A 17567-nucleotide genomic window follows, 5' to 3' on the forward strand; every position below is an offset into this window, starting at 1 on the left:
CCCGATGCGCCAAGATGAATGTGTCAGCTATGTCCCCGACGAAAGTGTCAACCATGTCCCCGGTCTATACACAGCAGCAAAGAAAGTGACTGCCGCCCCGCATAGGGGCGAAGCTAATAAACCAACGCGAACACGGGATCCGGCGAAATCAAAGCAAAGACTCAAACAGCGACCGCGGCCCGCAACGCCTGCACCCACTTCTCGACGCGCACAGGATCGAGCCTGCCCATGCGTCCATGAGGCCCATCACAAAGCGCCCCACGAAACCCCGCGATATCCGGCGCCACCATCCGAATGGAATCGAGATCACCCCAACCCAGCGACCCGGCGACGGCAGTCATGGTCCCCCGAGCACGCGCATCGGCCACGCAGTAAACCAAATCCCCCACATCGACACAATCGAACAACGTGCGCCCGTTCTTGTTCGCGGTATCGAACACGATACCCACAAACCCCAACCGCGCAGCGAGCGCAAAAAGCTCCCGGTCGATGCCATCGTCCGATAACAACACCGGCACAACGGCAGCGGGCAAGCCAGCCAGATGCTGCAGACAAGCCGAAGCCCCGGCGCCAGGCGAAACGCCTACCTTCACATAATCGACGCCCGTAGCAGCAACATCGAGCACACGAGAAGTGATCTCATCGAGCGCATCGTTGGGGAAATCGCCGATGGTCGCGCTGATCGGCCGCACCGCATATCGCGCGCGCAACTCGCGCACGATCCGCGCGATATCCTCGATCGCGACGCCACCCAGCGCGCCCGCACTCGGCTCCTTCAGGTCGATCAGATCGGCGCCCGCATGCGCGGCATCGAATGCTTCATCGGCCGAGCGGACGCTCGCGAGCAAGGCGGTCATCGTCGAAACTCCAGAGGGATGCTACGGATGAAGCGCTTTCGCGCGATGCGCTTCGATTGCCTGCAACAGCCATTGCCAGGCTTCGCGCTCGGCATCGCCCGCGGTCTTGTCGATCGCAATGCGCAGATAGGCAATCTCGCTATCCACCTTTTCAGGCGGCAACATGAAAAGCCGGCTCACCAGAATCGCACCTTCGACGACCGCCGCCTGCGCGCGATTGAAGCCCGCGAAAGGCGCATGCGTCTCGCGATGCACACACTCCATGCGCAGTGTCGGACGCGTTTCGTCATCGAGAAGTTCGAAGAGACGCAGCTCGGTATGCGCAAGCGTCGTTGCGAGGCGCACGCTCGGCACCGTGCTCGCGACGACCGTCGGCCAGTCGCGCGCATAGCCCGTCACGCAGCCGGCGAAGACGCGCACGTCGGTCGTGAAGTTGACGACGGCGCTCTTCGTCTCGATGACGTTATCGAGCGTCGTCGACGGGCGGAACGGCGCGAGGATCGCGAAGCCTTCTTCGAAACGCACGCCCATCGGCGCGATATGCGCCCGGCCTTCGCGATCCGCAGTCGTCACGATGGTCTCGTAGATCATAGGGCTCGGCGCATGAATTCGGGCCGCACGAAAAACCGCATAGACGATGCATCGCGGCTTCGTGCGGGTTCGATCCGCGTTTAGCGGGTCGCGATATACATCGTGATTTCAAAACCAAAACGCATATCGGTGAAGCTAGGCGTGGTCCATTGCATGCGCGTTCCTCCATATGAGTTGGGTTGCAGCCTCGATAACCGCTTCAATGATGTGCCGATGCGGACGAATCCGCCAGGCGGCCGGGAGGGGGCCGGCACTTCGACGATGCAAGCGCCATGCCAGTGACATGGAGCGGATGCCGAATAGCGTCGATGCCCCCGTCACGCGCACCGACTGTGACGGAATCAGAGCAAAGTGTCCCATCCATAGTCGATAACCGCATCAGGGCTAACACCCAATAAGGCATAGCTTAAGGCGGGCCAAGAAATTCGTGAATTCCTTTCCTTGCGACCAGTGCTTACTCTGCATTCACAGCAGGGCAGCACATGCGATGTCTCACTCATCTCACTGTCGAGGAAACGGAATGAACGATTTCAGCAAGGCCGCCATCGACGCGGCGCGCAATCCGTCCGATCCGCGCTCGCGCTATGCGGCCGGCGTCATGAAGTATCGCGAGATGGGCTATTGGCAGCCCGACTACTCGCCGAAGGATACGGACGTCATCGCGCTCTTTCGCATCACGCCGCAAGCGGGCGTCGAGCCGGAAGAGGCGGCGGCAGCGGTCGCAGGCGAATCGTCGACGGCGACCTGGACCGTCGTATGGACCGACCGCCTCACCGCGTGCGACATGTATCGCGCGAAGGCGTATCGCGTCGAGCCCGTGCCGAATCAACGCGCCGACGAGCCGCAGTACTTCGCTTACATCGCTTACGAGCTCGATCTCTTCGAGGAAGGTTCCGTTGCCAATCTCACGGCATCGATCATCGGCAATGTGTTCGGCTTCAAGCCGTTGAAGGCGCTGCGTCTCGAGGACATGCGCATTCCCGTCGCTTATCTGAAGACGTTTCAGGGACCGCCGACGGGCATCATCGTCGAACGTGAAAGGCTCGACAAATACGGTCGCCCGCTGCTCGGCGCGACGGTGAAGCCGAAGCTCGGCTTGTCGGGCAAGAACTATGGACGGGTCGTGTATGAAGGGCTGAAAGGCGGTCTCGACTTTCTGAAGGACGACGAGAACATCAACTCGCAGGCGTTCATGCACTGGCGTGACCGCTATCTCTTCGCGATGGAAGCGGTGAGCCGCGCGCAAGCCGAAACCGGCGAAGTGAAGGGCCACTATCTGAACGTGACGGCCGGCACGATGGAAGACATGTACGAACGCGCGGAATTCGCGAAGGAGCTTGGCTCGTGCATCGTGATGATCGATCTCGTGATCGGCTGGACCGCGATTCAGTCGATGTCGAAATGGGCGCGTCGCAATGACATGATTCTGCATCTGCATCGCGCGGGGCATGGGACTTATACGCGGCAGCGCAATCATGGCATTTCGTTTCGCGTGATCGCGAAGTGGCTTCGGATGGCGGGTGTGGATCATGCCCATGCGGGCACGGCTGTCGGCAAGCTCGAAGGCGATCCTTTGTCGGTGCAGGGTTATTACAACGTGTGCCGTGAGGCGCGTAATGAAGTCGATCTGTCGCGGGGGATTTTCTTCGATCAGCCGTGGGCGGGATTGCGCAAGGTCATGCCGGTGGCATCGGGTGGTATCCATGCCGGGCAGATGCATCAGCTGCTCGATCTCTTTGGCGATGACTGCATTCTGCAATTCGGCGGCGGGACGATTGGGCATCCGCAAGGGATTCAGGCCGGTGCGACGGCCAATCGCGTCGCGCTCGAAGCGATGGTCAAGGCTCGGAACGAAGGGCGCGATATTGTCAATGAGGGGCTGGATATTCTGGATGCCGCAGCGCGGGGGTGTACGCCTTTGAAACAGGCACTTGATACCTGGCGTGATGTCACGTTTAACTATGCTTCTACGGATACGCCGGATTTTGCTGTTACGCCTAGTGTGGCGGTTTGATTTGTTTTCTTCGCTGGATCCCGTATTGGAGTTGGTTTATTAGCTTCGCCCCTATGCGGGGCGGCAGTCACTTTCTTTGCTGCTGCAAAGAAAGTAACCAAAGAAAGCAGCTTCTCCCAGCCTAAGCACTTCATACCGGCCGCGGCACAGGCGATTGGCTGAATGGAACCCGGAGTAGCGAGTGTCCCCATTGTTGTGCCGGGCGTGGACCGCGCACGGTCTGCCGCCCGATAACGTTGAGCATACTGGTTCAGCACAAAAGAGTTCCGGCACAGCGCTACGCGCTGCCGTCGGGTATGCAAGGGAAACCAACGGTGGGCGTAGCAAATACGTGGGCTCACGCAAACCCGATTGACCGGTCGGCCGCGAAGCGGGCCGGAGCTTGGAGGGGGTGCACCAGTTCGTTAAACGGCGGTACGCCACAGTGGGTCCGCGATCCAAGCCCGGTAAGACCTACGAGGGCACTCGCTACTCTGGGGGCCATTAGGTCAATCGCCTGTGCCGCGGCCGGTATGAAGTGCTTAGGCTGGGGATAGCTGTTTCTTTGGTTACTTTCTTTGCAGCAGCAAAGAAAGTGACTGCCGCCCCGCACAGGGGCAGAGCAAAAAGACCGACACGAAAACAGGATTTCATCGAAACGAAACCCGAACAAACCTAAGGATACCGAAATGCAAATAACCCAAGGCACCTTCTCCTTCCTGCCCCCCCTCACCGATGAGGAGATCTCATCACAAATCAACTACGCGTTGGACCAGGGCTGGTCCTGCTCAGTCGAACACACCGACGATCCGCATCCGAGGAATACGTATTGGGAAATGTGGGGCCTCCCCATGTTCGACCTCCACGATGCTGCCGGTGTGCTGATGGAAGTGAACGAATGCCGCAAGACATATCCGAACCACTACATCAAGGTGAACGCCTTCGACTCGGTCCGCGGCTTCGAAACCATGCGTCTCTCGTTCATCGTCAACAGGCCGGAAGAAGAGAAAGGCTTCCGCCTGGAACGACAAGACGAAAAAAGCCGCATCCAGCGCTACGCGATCCGCACCTACGCCACCGATCGCCCGAGCGGCGAGCGCTATTGATGAGGAGTAGAAGCCATGAGCGCCGAAGCCACGCTCGAAGCAACCGTCGAAGCAACCCAAGCCGACCTGATGGCGCTCTACCGCGAATCGCGCATCGGCGAAGTGCTCGCCGAACTGGACCGCGATCTCATCGGGCTCGCGCCGGTCAAAACGCGTATCCGCGAGATCGCGGCGCATCTGCTCGTGGAACGCGCCCGCGAGACGCTCGGTATCGCGTCGGGTGCGCCCACGCTGCACATGTGCTTCTCGGGCAATCCCGGAACCGGAAAGACCACGGTCGCGCTGCGCATGGCGCAAGTGCTGCACCGGCTGGGCTATATCCGGCGCAATCATCTCGTCTCGGTGACGCGCGACGATCTCGTCGGCCAATACATCGGCCATACCGCGCCCAAAACGCGCGAAGTGCTCAAGCGTGCGATGGGCGGCGTGCTCTTCATCGACGAGGCTTATTACCTGTATCGACCGGAGAACGAACGCGACTACGGGCAGGAAGCCATTGAAATCCTGCTGCAAACGATGGAGAACCAGCGCGACGATCTCGTCGTGATTCTCGCAGGCTACGAAGCGCGCATGGAAACGTTCTTTCACAGCAATCCGGGTTTTCGCTCGCGCATCGCGCATCACCTCGTGTTTCCCGACTATGCGCCCGGCGAACTCCTGCAAATCGCCGAGCACATGTTGACCGACATGCACTACCGCTTCGACGACGACGCGCGCCGCGCCTTCGAAGAGTATCTCGCGCGCCGCATCAGACAGCCCAACTTCGCCAATGCGCGCTCGGTGCGCAATGCGCTCGACCGGGCGCGATTGCGTCAGGCGAATCGTCTTTTCGAGGCGGCGGAACGAGGCAGCGGCGCCGCCGATGCGAACGCACTCATGCAACTCGACGCCAGCGATATCCGCGCGAGCCGCGTGTTCACCGACTCATAACGCTTGAAGGAGAAGGCGATGCAGGATGGACGCACGACCTTATCGAAGTTCCTGATCGACACCCTGGACCGCAAGCCCGGACCGGAAGCGGCGAGCGGCCTCTCCGCGCTGCTGATCGATGTAGCCGCATCGATCAAGACGATCGCCGCCGCATTGACGCGCGGCGCGCTCGGCGGACAGCACGGCTCGGCACACTCGATCAACACGCATGGCGAGGAACAGAAGAAGCTCGACCTCGTGACCAACGACATCTTCGTGCAGCATTGCGAATGGGACGGCCTGCTCGCGGGCATGGTGTCCGAGGAAATGGACGGTGTCTATGCGATTCCCGAGCCGTATCCACGCGGCGACTATCTGCTCGCGTTCGATCCGCTCGACGGTTCATCGAACATCGATATCAACGGCGTCGTCGGTTCGATCTTCTCCGTGCTCAGACGCGCCAGCGACGAAAGCGACGCGCCCGATGAAGCATCGTTTCTGCGTCCGGGCCGCGAGCAAGTGGCGGCGGGCTACGCGATCTACGGTCCGTCGACGATGCTCGTGCTCTCCGTCGGCAACGGCACGCACGGCTTCACGCTGGAACGCGACGTCGGCAACTTCGTGCTCACGCATTCCGATATCCGCGTCCCCGAGGACTCGTGCGAGTTCGCGATCAATGCATCGAACGAACGCTTCTGGGAACCCCCCGTGCGCCGCTATGTGCAGGAATGCAAGGACGGGCGCACCGGCTGCCGCGCGCAGGACTTCAACATGCGCTGGATCGCGTCGATGGTCGCGGAAGTGCATCGCATCCTGATGCGCGGCGGCGTGTTCATGTATCCGCGCGACTTCAAGACGCCCGAGATGGAAGGGCGTTTGCGTCTGCTCTATGAAGCAAGTCCGATGAGCTTCATCGTCGAGCAGGCGGGCGGCATGTCGATCACGGGACGCGAGCGCATTCTCGATCTCGAACCCAAGGCACTGCATCAACGCGTGCCGGTGATTCTCGGCTCGCGCAATGAGGTCGCACGCATTCAGCGGTATCACGGCGAATACGATCGCGGCGAGGACAAGCCGTTCTCGTCGCCATTGTTCAAGGAACGCTCGTTGTTTTTGCCGGAGACGGAAGCATAGCTTTACATCTGAAACAGCGCTCAATACATAAACGTACATGGGAGGCAAGCGCATGTCAGTCAAACATCCGATCGTCGCGGTGACGGGCTCCAGCGGCGCCGGCACCACCACCGTCATGAAGAGCTTCACGCATATCTTCCGGCGTGAAAAGATCAATGCGCAGATCGTCGAAGGCGATGCGTTTCATCGCTATGACCGTCTCGGCATGCGGGAGGCAATGAAGCAAAGCGAGCGCGATGGTCTCGTCAATTTCAGCCACTTCGGGCCCGAAGCGAACCTGCTCGCGGAGCTCGAAACCCTGTTCGCGAGCTATGGCGAAACGGGCGGCGGCCAGTTCCGCCATTACGTGCACGACGAAGGCGAGGCCGCGCACTACAATCAGGACGCGGGCACGTTCACGCCGTGGGAAGACATCGCGCCCAACACCGACATGATGTTCTACGAAGGTCTGCACGGCGCGGCCGTCACCGAGAAGGTCGATATCGCGCGTCATGCGGATCTGCTCGTCGGCGTCGTGCCGATCATCAATCTCGAATGGATTCAGAAGCTGCATCGCGATCAGACGATGCGCGGCTATTCGCACGAAGCCGTCGTCGATACGATCCTGCGCCGCATGCCCGATTACGTGAACTACATCTGCCCGCAGTTCTCGCGCACGCATGTGAATTTTCAGCGCGTGCCGACCGTGGATACATCGAACCCATTTACCGCGCGCGAGATTCCGCAGCCCGACGAGAGTTTCGTCGTGATCCGTTTCACGAAGCCGAAGGGCATCGACTTTCCCTATCTGCTGACGATGCTGCATGACTCGTTCATGTCGCGGCCCAACGTGATCGTCGTGCCCGGCGGCAAGATGGGTCTCGCGATGCAGCTCATCTTCACGCCGATGATTCTGCAGCTGCGCGACCGGCGCGCACGCGCTTAGAAAGGTTTCTCACATCGCATCAAAGGAGGCATCTCATGAATGCCGTCGCTGAAGTGTTGCCCAGGCATCATCGCTCACCCGATACCCGACAGATGGCGAACGCGTTGCGCATGCTCGCCGTCGATGCGGTCAGTCGGGCGAACTCCGGTCATCCCGGCATGCCGATGGGCATGGCGGAGATCGCGGTCGCGCTGTGGGGCCGCTATCTGAAGCACAATCCGGTTGATCCCGACTGGCCGGACCGCGATCGCTTCGTCATGTCGAACGGTCATGGATCGATGCTGATCTATGCGCTTTTGCATCTGACCGGCTATGACCTGTCGATCGATGAAATCAAACGCTTTCGTCAATTCGGCAGCAAGACGCCGGGGCATCCCGAAGTTGGCGTGACGCCCGGCGTCGAAACGACGACGGGCCCGCTCGGGCAAGGCCTGACGAATGCGGTCGGCATGGCGCTCGCCGAAGCGCTGCTCGCGCGCGAGTTCAATCGGCCGGGACATGAGATCGTCGATCATCGCACGTATGTGTTTGCGGGCGACGGCTGTCTGATGGAAGGCGTGTCGCACGAGGCGGCATCGCTTGCGGGCACCTTGCGGCTCGGCAAGCTCACGGTGCTCTACGACGACAACGGCATTTCGATCGATGGCCACGTCGACGGCTGGTTCACCGACGATACGCCGAAGCGCTTCGAAGCCTACGGCTGGCATGTGGTGCGTGCGGTGGACGGCCACGATGTCGACGACGTGTCGCGCGCATTGCAGGAAGCGCGCGAGTCGGATCGGCCGACGCTCATCTGCTGCAAGACGGTGATCGGCCACGGCGCGCCCACGATGGCCGGCACGCACGACGTGCACGGCGCGCCGCTTCCCGCCGATGAGATCGACGCCACGCGCCGCGCGCTCGACTGGACGCATGCGCCGTTCGATATTCCATCGTCGATTCGCGCGCTGTGGGACGCACGCGAGGCGGGCGCGGCCGTGCAGGAAAGCTGGCAGCGCCGCATGGACGCGTACCGGCGCGTATATCCGAACGAGGCCGCGGAGTTCGAGCGGCGCGTGCGCGGCGCGCTGCCCGCGAACTGGCGCGACATGGCGCATGCGCTCGTGCACGATGCGAACCGCGCGCGGCAGACGGTCGCGACGCGCAAGGCGTCGCAACTCGCGATCGAAGGTCTCGCGCGCGCGTTGCCCGAACTGCTCGGCGGTTCGGCCGATCTGACCGGTTCGAATCTCACGCGCTGGAAGGACGCGGTGGACGTCTCGGCATCGGTGGAGAAGGGCAATTACATCCACTTCGGCGTGCGCGAGTTCGGCATGAGCGCCGTGCTGAACGGCATCGCGCTGCATCGCGGCTATCTGCCGTTCGGCGGCACCTTCCTCACGTTCTCCGATTATTCCCGCAACGCGCTGCGCATGGCCGCGCTGATGAAGACACGCACGGTTTTCGTCTTCACGCACGATTCGATCGGCCTCGGCGAGGATGGCCCGACGCATCAGCCTGTCGAGCATGCCGCGAGCCTGCGCATGATTCCGGGTCTCGATGTCTGGCGTCCGTGCGATACCGTCGAGACGATGCAGGCGTGGGTGAGCGCCATCGATCGCGACCGGGCTTCGTGTCTCTTGCTGTCGCGGCAGAACCTGCCCTTCGTGCCGCGCGACGAAGCGCAGATCGATGCGATCGAGCGAGGCGGCTACGTGCTCGCCGACTGGCCGCCGACCTGCGAACGCGACGCGCGCCGCGTCGTGCTGATCGCGACCGGTTCGGAGGTCGCGCTCGCGCTCGCGGCGGTCGCGCCGTTGAAGGAAGAGGGCATTCTCGCGCGCGTCGTTTCGATGCCGTCGACCACCGTGTTCGATCGTCAATGCAACGCGTGGCGCGAGCGCGTGCTGCCCGAAGGCGTGCCGCGCGTCGCGATCGAGGCGGGCGTGACGTCGTTCTGGCGGCAGTACGTCGGCTTGAAGGGCGGCGTGATCGGCATCGACCGTTTCGGGGAATCGGCGCCCGCGAGCGAGTTGTTCGCGCATTTCGGCGTGACGACCGGCGCGCTCGTCGATGAAGCGCGCCGCGTCGCCGCCTGAATTTTCGCTAATGGCATGGAGACATCACGATGGCTTTCATCGCATTGAGGCAGTTGCTGGATCACGCGGCGGAGCACCATTACGGCGTGCCCGCCTTCAACGTCAACAACATGGAGCAGGTTCACGCGATCATGCAGGCGGCCGAGGCGACGAAGAGCCCGGTCATCCTGCAGGCGTCGGCGGGCGCGCGCAAGTATGCGGGCGAGCCGTATCTGCGGCATCTGGTGCTCGCGGCCGTCGAGGCGCATCCGGATATTCCGGTGGTGCTGCATCAGGATCACGGCGCGAGCCCGTCCGTGTGCCAGCAGGCGATCCGTTCCGGCTTCACGTCGGTGATGATGGACGGCTCGCTCATGCCCGATCAGAAAACGCCCGCCGACTACGACTACAACGTCGATGTGAGCCGGCGCGTCGTGGAGGCGGCGCATTCGGTCGGCGTGTCGGTGGAAGGCGAGCTTGGTTGTCTCTGTTCGCTGGAGACGGGACTCGCAGGCGAGGAGGACGGCGTTGGCGCAGAAGGCGCGCTCAGTCACGACCGCTTGCTGACCGATCCGGATGAGGCGCGTGCGTTCGTTGAGGCGACGGGCATCGATGCGCTCGCGATCGCCATCGGCACATCGCATGGCGCGTACAAGTTCAGCCGTCAGCCCACGGGCGATATTCTCGCGATCGACCGCATCGCCGAGATTCACGCGCGCATTCCGGATACGCATCTCGTGATGCACGGGTCGTCGTCGGTGCCGCAGGAATGGCTTGCGATCATCCGCGAGCACGGCGGCGAGATTCCGGCAACTTACGGCGTGCCGGTCGACGAGATCCGGCGCGGCATCGCGAATGGCGTGAGGAAGGTGAATATCGACACGGACATACGGCTCGCGATGACCGGCGCGATGCGAAGGGCGATGGCGTCGGCGAAGTCGGAGTTCGATCCGCGGCATGCACTGAAGGCGGCGACGGCGGCGGCGCGGGACTTGTGTGTCGAGCGGTTTGAGGCGTTCGGATGCGCGGGGCACGCGGATCGCATCAGGCCGATGGGTCTGGAGGCGATGGCGAAAAGGTATTAGCGAGGGAGCGCCGCTCGTTTTCGGGGAACGTGCGGCGCGGGGTCAGGCGGGCGTCATGTCGGCAAGGTAGTCAGAGAGTTCGCCGTCGACGGTCAGGAATTCCAGGTCCTCCGTGATCGCCTGCGCGACGAGCACGCGATCGAACGGATCGCGATGCAGGTCCGGCATTCGGCGCACAGCTCTCGCGTGCTTGAGTTGAACCGGAAGCACGATGAACGGCTGTGCTTCCAGCTCGTCTATCGCGCGCTCGCCGTTCGGCTCCAGCTTGCCCCGCGCGGACTTGATCGATAGTTCCCAGATGCTGGCAGTGCTGACGTAAACCTGCTGAGCTTTATCGATCGAGTTGCGTATGCGCGCGGGCAGCCGACGATCTTTCGACACGCGCCAGATGTAGACGTGAGTATCGAGCAGCACGCGCATCATCGGCTCTCGTGGATGGTGTTGGCTTCCTCTGGAAACAGCGGACCGTTGTACATCTGATCGATGATGTCATCGGGCAAAGGTTTGAAGGACTCGTCTTCGAACGCGCTTTCGTCCTCAGGATCGAATACGATAAGCGAGCCCCCCACCTGATTGCCGTTTTTGTCGACGAAATTCCCGACCGACCTTACCTTGAGCAGCAACACCGGCCGCTCACCACCGATGGCAACGTCTTTCCCCTCCGCGACCATTTCGAGAATCTTGGGCAAATCCCTCTGCGCTTCTTCAACACTGAAAATGTACATAAACCCTCCGGATAACTAATAAGAAATCCGATGCTATCCGACTCCGACGACCCCGCCAATATGCCGAATGGCCAATCGAAACAATTGGGAGCTATCTCATGCCTACCGAATCCCCGACCGCAGAGCTTGGCGCGACAGCATCGGATTTCGCGCTGCCCGCCACCGACGGCAAGACCTGGACGCTCGATACGCTGAAAGGCGAGAACGGGCTCGTGATCGTTTTCATGTGCAATCACTGCCCTTACGTGAAGGCCGCGATGCCGAACCTGATTCGCGACGCGCGAGAACTGAATGACATCGGCATCAACGTGGCGGGCATCAACTCGAACGACGCCACCGTCTATACCGACGATGCCTTCGACCGCATGATCGCAGTCGCGGAAGAATGGAACCTGCCGTTCCCGTACCTACACGATGCAACCCAGGAAATCGCGCGAGCCTACGGCGCGGTCTGCACGCCGGAATGCTTCGGTTTCGACCGGGATATGCGATTGCGCTATCGCGGCCGCATCGATGCATCGCGCAAAGAGGCTTTGCCAAACGCGCACCGCGATCTGTTCGAAGCGATGCGCGCGATAGCCGAACAACGCGAAGCGCCGACAGAACAATGCCCCGCGCTCGGTTGCTCGATCAAATGGAAGCCTTAGGCCTTTTTCTTCGTGCTTCCAGGCGCATTCCACGCCATCAAATCTTCTTCCGGCCGATCGACCGCGCAGCCCCAATCGAGCGGCTGATCCTGATCGAAGCGCTTGCCCAGTTGCCAGGCGATTTCTGCGCGCGCAAGTTGCACGCCGAGGTAAAACGCATGCCCGCCATCATGCTCGACCTTGAGCTCGGGATACAGCGCGAACGGATCGATGGCGACATGATGCCCGTCGCGGTTATAGACATGAATCCCATCTCCCGAAACCTGAATGCGATAGTTAGGATCGCGAACCGCGGCCGCGAAAACATCGATCTCGTCGGCATCGTAGGGAAATGGCCGCTTCGCGTGCAGCGCGGACAAATCGCCGGAAATGCCTTTGGGCAAGGTTTGCGTTTCGCGCGCGGCATACATCACGCGCCGCGCGACATCGGCTTCACGCACGGCGCGCCGCGCGTGCAGGCTCACCGAAGTCGTCAGCACCGCCGCTACGCGCAATTCTGCCGCAATTCCGAACAGCACCGCATTGATGCCGCTCGTATCGGCCTCGGTGAGTTCGGTCACGTTGCCGACGCCCATCATGATCGGCACATCGGGATAGCGCTCGCGCAAGGACACATATCGCGCGATGGACGCCGCGAGCCCGAACGGAATCGGATCGAGAATGGGATCGGCGAGAAAGGGACGGCCGCGCTTGCTCATTGCGTCGATGGTGGCATCGAGCGAGGCGACGTCGGCAGGCTCGCGCGGCACGAGAATCGGTGTCGAATCGATTTCATCAGCAATCCATAACGTGTCGATGTTGAGGCTCATCACGTAGTCCGCGCCCGCGCGGCCGCCGCGCACGAGCTCTTCATCGCGCATCGAATCGACGCTCACGCGATAGCCTTGCGCCTTCAGCATCACGACCGCGTCTTCGAGATGCGGAAACGCGGTTTCCGGCAGACAGCCGATGTCGATCACATCCGCGCCCTGCCGTTTGTATTCGCGCGCCCGCGCCGCGATGCCATCGAGATCGAGGCGCGGCGCATCGACGATTTCCGCGAAAATCTCCGTCTCGTAGCGCGACAGATCGACATGCCGCGCCTCGCGCCCGAAAAACTGCGGCAAGTCCTTCACTTCCTCCGGACCGCGCTCGACCTTCACGCCGTAATGCGCGGTGAGGGCATCGAGATCGCCGCGGCATCGGCCGGGCAGGATCATGCGGCTCGTGCCTTCGGTCAATGGCGCCGCGACGCGCCGCCGGATCATGTCGGCTGTCATCAGCCCCGCGACCTGAAGACCGATCTCGCGGACCTCCCACGTAAAGGGCGTACCCGTTGCGGCGGGCGCGATGCTTTCGAGCACTTGCTGAAGACTCAGCTGAGCAAGCCGTCCGGTCAGGAAGACGATGTGTTCCATGCAAGCTTCAGGTCCGACAGGCGTTGATCGAGCGCGGTCTTGAGATCGTCGAGCGAGCGGGCCACCGTGGTATGCGCGAAGCGCGCGAGCCGCTCGACGTTCTCGAACTCGATCGCGCGCGGCCTCACTTCGACCCATTCGTGCGGGGTCTGCGTGATGACGGAGGGCGCGGTATCGCATGCGAACACGATGCCCGGCACGCATTGCTTGCCGGCTTGCGCATAGAGGTTGGTGGGCAGGGTATCGGAGATGCCGAACGCGCATTTTGCGACGGTATTGCTCGTCGCGGGCGCGATCACGACCGTGTGATATTCACCGTTATAAATCATGCCGACGGGCACGCTGCTCGCGCTATTGTCGCGAAACACCTTGAAGTGCTCGCGCAGCTTCGCGATGGTCCAGCCGTACAGCGGCAGCACTTCCTCGCCGGCGGCGGAAAGAAACAGATCGACGCCGGGCAGACGCAATGCGAGATCGATCGACTCTTCGATCATATGACCGGAGCCTGTCACGCACCACGCGAAGCGCGCGTCGGGCTTGAACTCGTCGAGCCGGCGGGCGGGCGTGGGTTGCGTCATGCGTCAGAGGGTGCGTTGTCGGATGCGGGCGTGTCGTGCGACAGCCGGATATGCAGACGATGCATCTTCCGGTACAGCGTATTGCGGCTGATGCCGAGCACCTTCGCGACATTGCTCACGTTCCAGCGATGCTCGTCGAGCAATTGCAGAACCGTCTCACGCTCTTTCACCTGGATCGCGTTGAGCGCGGACGTGTCGGCATCGGCGGCGAGATGCGGCGGCTGCATCGTTGCGGCGGGTGCGCGCACCGCGGCGTGCGTCGCTGGCACGGCGCCGTTCACGATCTCCTGCGGCAGATGTGCGCAACGTATCTCGGGACCATCGCAGAGCGCGATCGCCATCTGCAAGACGTGACGCAACTGACGGATATTGCCCGGCCACGGATACGACAGCAGCGCCTGGCGCGCTTCGGCAGACAGCGCGGGCGGCTCGTCGGATTCCGTTTCGAGAATATGGCCGATGAGCGCAAGCGCATCGGCGCGTTCGCGCAGCGGCGGCAGGTTGATCTCGATACCGTTCAGCCGATAGTACAAATCCTCGCGGAACATGCCGGTCTGCACGAATTCGGCGAGATTCCGGTGACTCGCGCTGATCAGTTGAAAGTCGACCTTCACGGTGGTTTCCGCGCCGAGCGGCGTGACTTCGTGCTCTTCAAGCACGCGCAAGAGACGCGCTTGCAACGCGAGCGGCATGTCGCCGATTTCATCGAGAAAGAGCGTGCCGCCATTGGCCTGCACGATCTTGCCGCGCCGTCCTTCGCGCTGCGCGCCGGTGAATGCGCCCGCACGATAGCCGAACAGTTCGCTTTCGATGAGATTCTCCGGCAGCGACGCGCAATTCACCGCGACGAACGCACCGGCTCCATTCGGGCTGATGCTGTGCAGCGCATTGGCGAACACTTCCTTTCCGGTGCCCGTCTGACCGCGCAGGATGATCGGGATCTTGCGCTGGATCACGCGCGCGGCGAGCTGGATCTGCGAGGCCATGCGCGGATCGCCGAACTCCAGATGCGAGAGCTTGTCGAGCCGTCCGGCGCTTGCCGGTTCGCGCGTGTCCTTGCGCGCTGCGGGCTTCGAGCGGGCACTCGACGTGGGATCGTTCATCAGGATGCGCGTCGTGCCGCTCGCGCCTTCGCGCGGCGTCTGCGCGGTGAGGAAGAAGCGGCTGTTCGCCTTCGCGCTATAGACCGTCACCGGATGGAACGAGCCGCGGATGCTGCGCGCGATCATGTCTTCGAGCGTCGCGTTGAACGCTTCCTCGATGCGCTTGCCGCAGAGCTCGGCGGGCGAGCGCAGATCGAGTTGAAAGAGCGCGCTGCGGCTTGCGGCGAGCACGACGCCTTCGTCGCTGACGGCGAGCTTGCCTGCGTGCAGCGTGCCGACGAATTCGGGCCGGCTGTGAAAGTGGATCATGTTCGCGTGACGATAGCGTGCATCGATCAAGCGGTTTTCGATCATCTGCCGCGACATGCCCACGAGCACGAGCGAGTGCTGTTGCAGGAGTTTCGAGCGGCTCGTCACGTCGAGTACGCCGACGACACCGCCGCGTTCATCGAAGATCGGCGCGGCCGAGCAGGTGAGCGACGTATAGCGCGGATAGAAATGTTCGTGCTGGCATACGGCGATACATTCGCGCTCGATGAGGCACGTGCCCATGCCGTTGGTGCCGGCTTCGCGCTCGCTCCACAGTGCGCCGACGCGCAGGCCGTCGGCGGCGACTGCTTCGCCGAACGGCACCGACGACACCTGATGCACGATGACGCCGTCGGCGTCGACGAGCACGACGGCGAGTTCGGGGTCGGCGAGTTGCTGATACAGCGTGGTCATTTCGAGCTTCGAGCACGCGATGAGATCGGTCGCGGCTTCGCGGCGCTCGGTCAATTCGTGCTGCGTCAAAACGGGCGGCATCACGAAGCGCGCGGGATCGAGCTGGAACTCCGTGAGGCAGCGCAGCCACGATTGCGCCACCGAATCGCTGGCGCGGCGTGCGGCCAGCGGATTATTGACGATGTTCAGCACTTCCCGGACATGCGTGTCTACGTCACCAAGCGACGACATGGGGGCAAGTCTCCGTTGCGCCGCGTTTCCGGTGCGCGGTGATATGCGCGGCCGTCCGGCGCCGAATCTGTTGTGTTCTACGTTGGCGCTGCGGCTTGTCTGCCTGATCTGCTGTTCGCGTGCTCCGCTCGCAGGCGCGCCTCGTGGCCGGGTAGTCGGGTGAGTGTGTGCTATCCGATTGTTGTCAGGGACCCGATCGGCCCGGTTCTCAAAAACTTTACATGCTATGACGCATCGGTTCAATAAGGAGTCGCATTTAGGAGCTCAAACGCGCCCGTTTTTTGCTTGCTGCTTACGGATACATTCGGCGATGGGCGCCGTTGTTTTCTTCTTCCTCGACAGGGACCGCTTATTGCGGCGATGACCATATGGGCCGATCCGAACCGATCCGCGAAGCTGTTTATGTTGCGCCGCAACCTTCCGTCGATGGGAGCGGTGTGATGGACATTGTCTATATCGAGGGGCTGACGGGGCAGACCGTTATCGGCATTGATTCTTCGGAGCTGCATGATGCGCAGCCGGTGCGGCTGGATCTGGCTATCGGAGTGCCTTCGATACGTGCGTGCGTGACGGATCGCATCGAGGATACGGTGAATTATGCGGCGGTGCGGGAGGCGATTCTGGGTCTTTTCGCTTCGCATGGCTTGCAGTTGCTCGAGGCCCTTGCTGAGCGGATCGCGCAGATGGTCATCGCGGATTTTGGCGCGCATTGGGTCAGGGTTTCGCTGGCCAAGCCTGCAAAGTTCGATGATGTCGATGGGGTGGGCGTCGTGATCGAGCGACGTCGGCGGGTGGAGGAGCAACGGGGAGTGGTCCCGTTTAGCCTTGCTTCGATGGGGCGAGGGTTTGTGCCTAAGTGATTTCTCTTTTTTCGCCGGATCCCGTATTCGCGGTGGTTTATTTGCGTTGCCCCTCCCCGGGGCGGGGGTAACTTTCTTTGCTGCTGCAAAGAAAGTCACCAAAGAAAGCAGCTTTTCCCAGCCTAAGCACTTCACACCGGCCGCGGCACAGGCGATTGGTTGAATGGCCCCCAGAGTAGCGAGTGCCCTCACAAAACTCACGCGGCTTGGATCGCGCACGGTCTGACAAATCGCACCGCTTAGGGCGCTGGTTCAGCACGAAAGAGTTCCGGCACAGCGCTACGCGCTGCCGATGGGTATGCAAGGGAAACCAACTGTTCGCAAATGCAGCGATAAAGCGCACGCAAACCCGATTGACCCGTCGGCCGCGAAGCGCGGCCGGAGCTTGCAAGGGCTGCACCAGCGCCCTAAGCGGCGCGATGTATCAGACCGTGCGCGATCCAAGCCCGACGAGACCTACGAGGGCACTCGCTACTCTGGGGGCCATTAGGTCAATCGCCTGTGCCGCGGCCGGCATGAAGTGCTTAGGCTGGGAGAAGCTGCTTTCTTTGGTTACTTTCTTTGCAGCAGTGTATAGACCGGGGACATGGTTGACACTTTCGTCGGGGACATAGCTGACACATTCATCTTGGCGCATCGGGCTGGT

18 protein-coding genes are annotated in these 17567 nt (G+C 61.9%); 9 read left to right on the forward strand and 9 right to left on the reverse strand.

Features of this window, described 5'->3' with window-relative positions; translation table 11 throughout:
• Positions 1-161: 161 nt before the first annotated feature.
• The 3 genes from AWB74_RS40740 to pqqA form a co-directional block, all read right to left on the reverse strand.
• Positions 162-857 (reverse strand): (5-formylfuran-3-yl)methyl phosphate synthase, encoded by a 696-nt coding sequence (locus tag AWB74_RS40740; protein ID WP_061152217.1) that lies wholly within the window; start codon positions 855-857, stop codon positions 162-164.
• 21 nt (positions 858-878) lie between these two features.
• Positions 879-1448, reverse strand: coding sequence for a DUF447 domain-containing protein (locus AWB74_RS40745; RefSeq protein WP_061152218.1), 570 nt, complete (start codon positions 1446-1448; stop codon positions 879-881).
• Between the two features lie 80 nt (positions 1449-1528).
• Positions 1529-1603, reverse strand: coding sequence for a pyrroloquinoline quinone precursor peptide PqqA (pqqA, locus tag AWB74_RS48310; protein ID WP_008354335.1), 75 nt, complete (start codon positions 1601-1603; stop codon positions 1529-1531).
• Positions 1604-1968: 365 nt separating this feature from the next.
• On the opposite strand from pqqA, the gene AWB74_RS40755 reads away from it, so the two are divergent.
• The 7 genes from AWB74_RS40755 to fba all read left to right on the forward strand — a co-directional run bounded on the left by AWB74_RS40755 (position 1969) and on the right by fba (position 10657).
• On the forward strand, positions 1969-3462 hold the full coding sequence (locus AWB74_RS40755; RefSeq protein WP_061152219.1) for a form I ribulose bisphosphate carboxylase large subunit: 1494 nt from the start codon (positions 1969-1971) through the stop codon (positions 3460-3462).
• Positions 3463-4130: 668 nt separating this feature from the next.
• A complete protein-coding gene (locus AWB74_RS40760; RefSeq protein ID WP_061152220.1) occupies positions 4131-4547 on the forward strand; it encodes a ribulose bisphosphate carboxylase small subunit in 417 nt (138 codons plus the stop codon).
• A gap of 15 nt (positions 4548-4562) precedes the next feature.
• Entirely contained in the window at positions 4563-5477 is a 915-nt protein-coding gene (gene cbbX, locus AWB74_RS40765; RefSeq protein WP_061152221.1) for a CbbX protein, read from the forward strand.
• An 18-nt stretch (positions 5478-5495) separates the two neighbouring features.
• Positions 5496-6590: a class 1 fructose-bisphosphatase gene (locus AWB74_RS40770; RefSeq protein ID WP_061152230.1), complete on the forward strand. Its 1095-nt coding sequence runs from the start codon at positions 5496-5498 to the stop codon at positions 6588-6590.
• Between the two features lie 52 nt (positions 6591-6642).
• The gene (locus AWB74_RS40775; protein ID WP_061152231.1) at positions 6643-7515 is read left to right on the forward strand and encodes a phosphoribulokinase; all 873 of its coding nucleotides are present in this window, start codon (positions 6643-6645) and stop codon (positions 7513-7515) included.
• A gap of 35 nt (positions 7516-7550) precedes the next feature.
• A complete protein-coding gene (gene tkt / locus AWB74_RS40780; protein ID WP_061152222.1) occupies positions 7551-9593 on the forward strand; it encodes a transketolase in 2043 nt (680 codons plus the stop codon).
• 29 nt (positions 9594-9622) lie between these two features.
• Entirely contained in the window at positions 9623-10657 is a 1035-nt protein-coding gene (fba, locus tag AWB74_RS40785; protein ID WP_061152223.1) for a class II fructose-bisphosphate aldolase, read from the forward strand.
• Between the two features lie 42 nt (positions 10658-10699).
• Here fba and AWB74_RS40790 read toward each other — a convergent pair whose 3' ends face one another.
• A complete protein-coding gene (locus tag AWB74_RS40790; RefSeq protein WP_327363150.1) occupies positions 10700-11080 on the reverse strand; it encodes a type II toxin-antitoxin system VapC family toxin in 381 nt (126 codons plus the stop codon).
• Positions 11077-11382, reverse strand: coding sequence for a hypothetical protein (locus tag AWB74_RS40795; protein ID WP_061152224.1), 306 nt, complete (start codon positions 11380-11382; stop codon positions 11077-11079). Before AWB74_RS40795 ends, AWB74_RS40790 begins: the two co-directional genes overlap by 4 nt.
• Positions 11383-11480: 98 nt before the next feature.
• Here AWB74_RS40795 and AWB74_RS40800 point away from each other — a divergent pair, with 98 nt between their 5' ends.
• Positions 11481-12029 carry a thioredoxin family protein gene (locus AWB74_RS40800; RefSeq protein WP_061152225.1) on the forward strand — a complete coding sequence of 183 codons (549 nt, stop codon included), beginning with the start codon at positions 11481-11483 and terminating at the stop codon, positions 12027-12029.
• Here the strand turns inward: AWB74_RS40800 and AWB74_RS40805 are convergent.
• From AWB74_RS40805 to AWB74_RS40815, 3 genes are read right to left on the reverse strand one after another with little or no spacing between them, the layout of a single operon-like run.
• Entirely contained in the window at positions 12026-13426 is a 1401-nt protein-coding gene (locus AWB74_RS40805) for a DUF6513 domain-containing protein (RefSeq protein WP_061152226.1), read from the reverse strand. The two genes, AWB74_RS40800 and AWB74_RS40805, sit on opposite strands and share 4 nt — an antisense overlap.
• Positions 13405-14004 (reverse strand): flavoprotein, encoded by a 600-nt coding sequence (locus AWB74_RS40810; RefSeq protein ID WP_061152227.1) that lies wholly within the window; start codon positions 14002-14004, stop codon positions 13405-13407. Before AWB74_RS40810 ends, AWB74_RS40805 begins: the two co-directional genes overlap by 22 nt.
• The gene (locus AWB74_RS40815; RefSeq protein ID WP_061152228.1) at positions 14001-16061 is read right to left on the reverse strand and encodes a sigma-54-dependent Fis family transcriptional regulator; all 2061 of its coding nucleotides are present in this window, start codon (positions 16059-16061) and stop codon (positions 14001-14003) included. Before AWB74_RS40815 ends, AWB74_RS40810 begins: the two co-directional genes overlap by 4 nt.
• Positions 16062-16429: 368 nt before the next feature.
• On the opposite strand from AWB74_RS40815, the gene AWB74_RS40820 reads away from it, so the two are divergent.
• A complete protein-coding gene (locus AWB74_RS40820; RefSeq protein WP_061152229.1) occupies positions 16430-16921 on the forward strand; it encodes a dihydroneopterin aldolase in 492 nt (163 codons plus the stop codon).
• A 424-nt stretch (positions 16922-17345) separates the two neighbouring features.
• Here AWB74_RS40820 and AWB74_RS47885 read toward each other — a convergent pair.
• The coding region (locus AWB74_RS47885) for a hypothetical protein (RefSeq protein WP_235024888.1) at positions 17346-17567 on the reverse strand (222 nt) is incomplete at its 5' end.

It is taken from the genome of Caballeronia arvi (genome assembly GCF_001544695.2).
Classification (GTDB): Bacteria; Pseudomonadota; Gammaproteobacteria; order Burkholderiales; family Burkholderiaceae; genus Caballeronia; species Caballeronia arvi.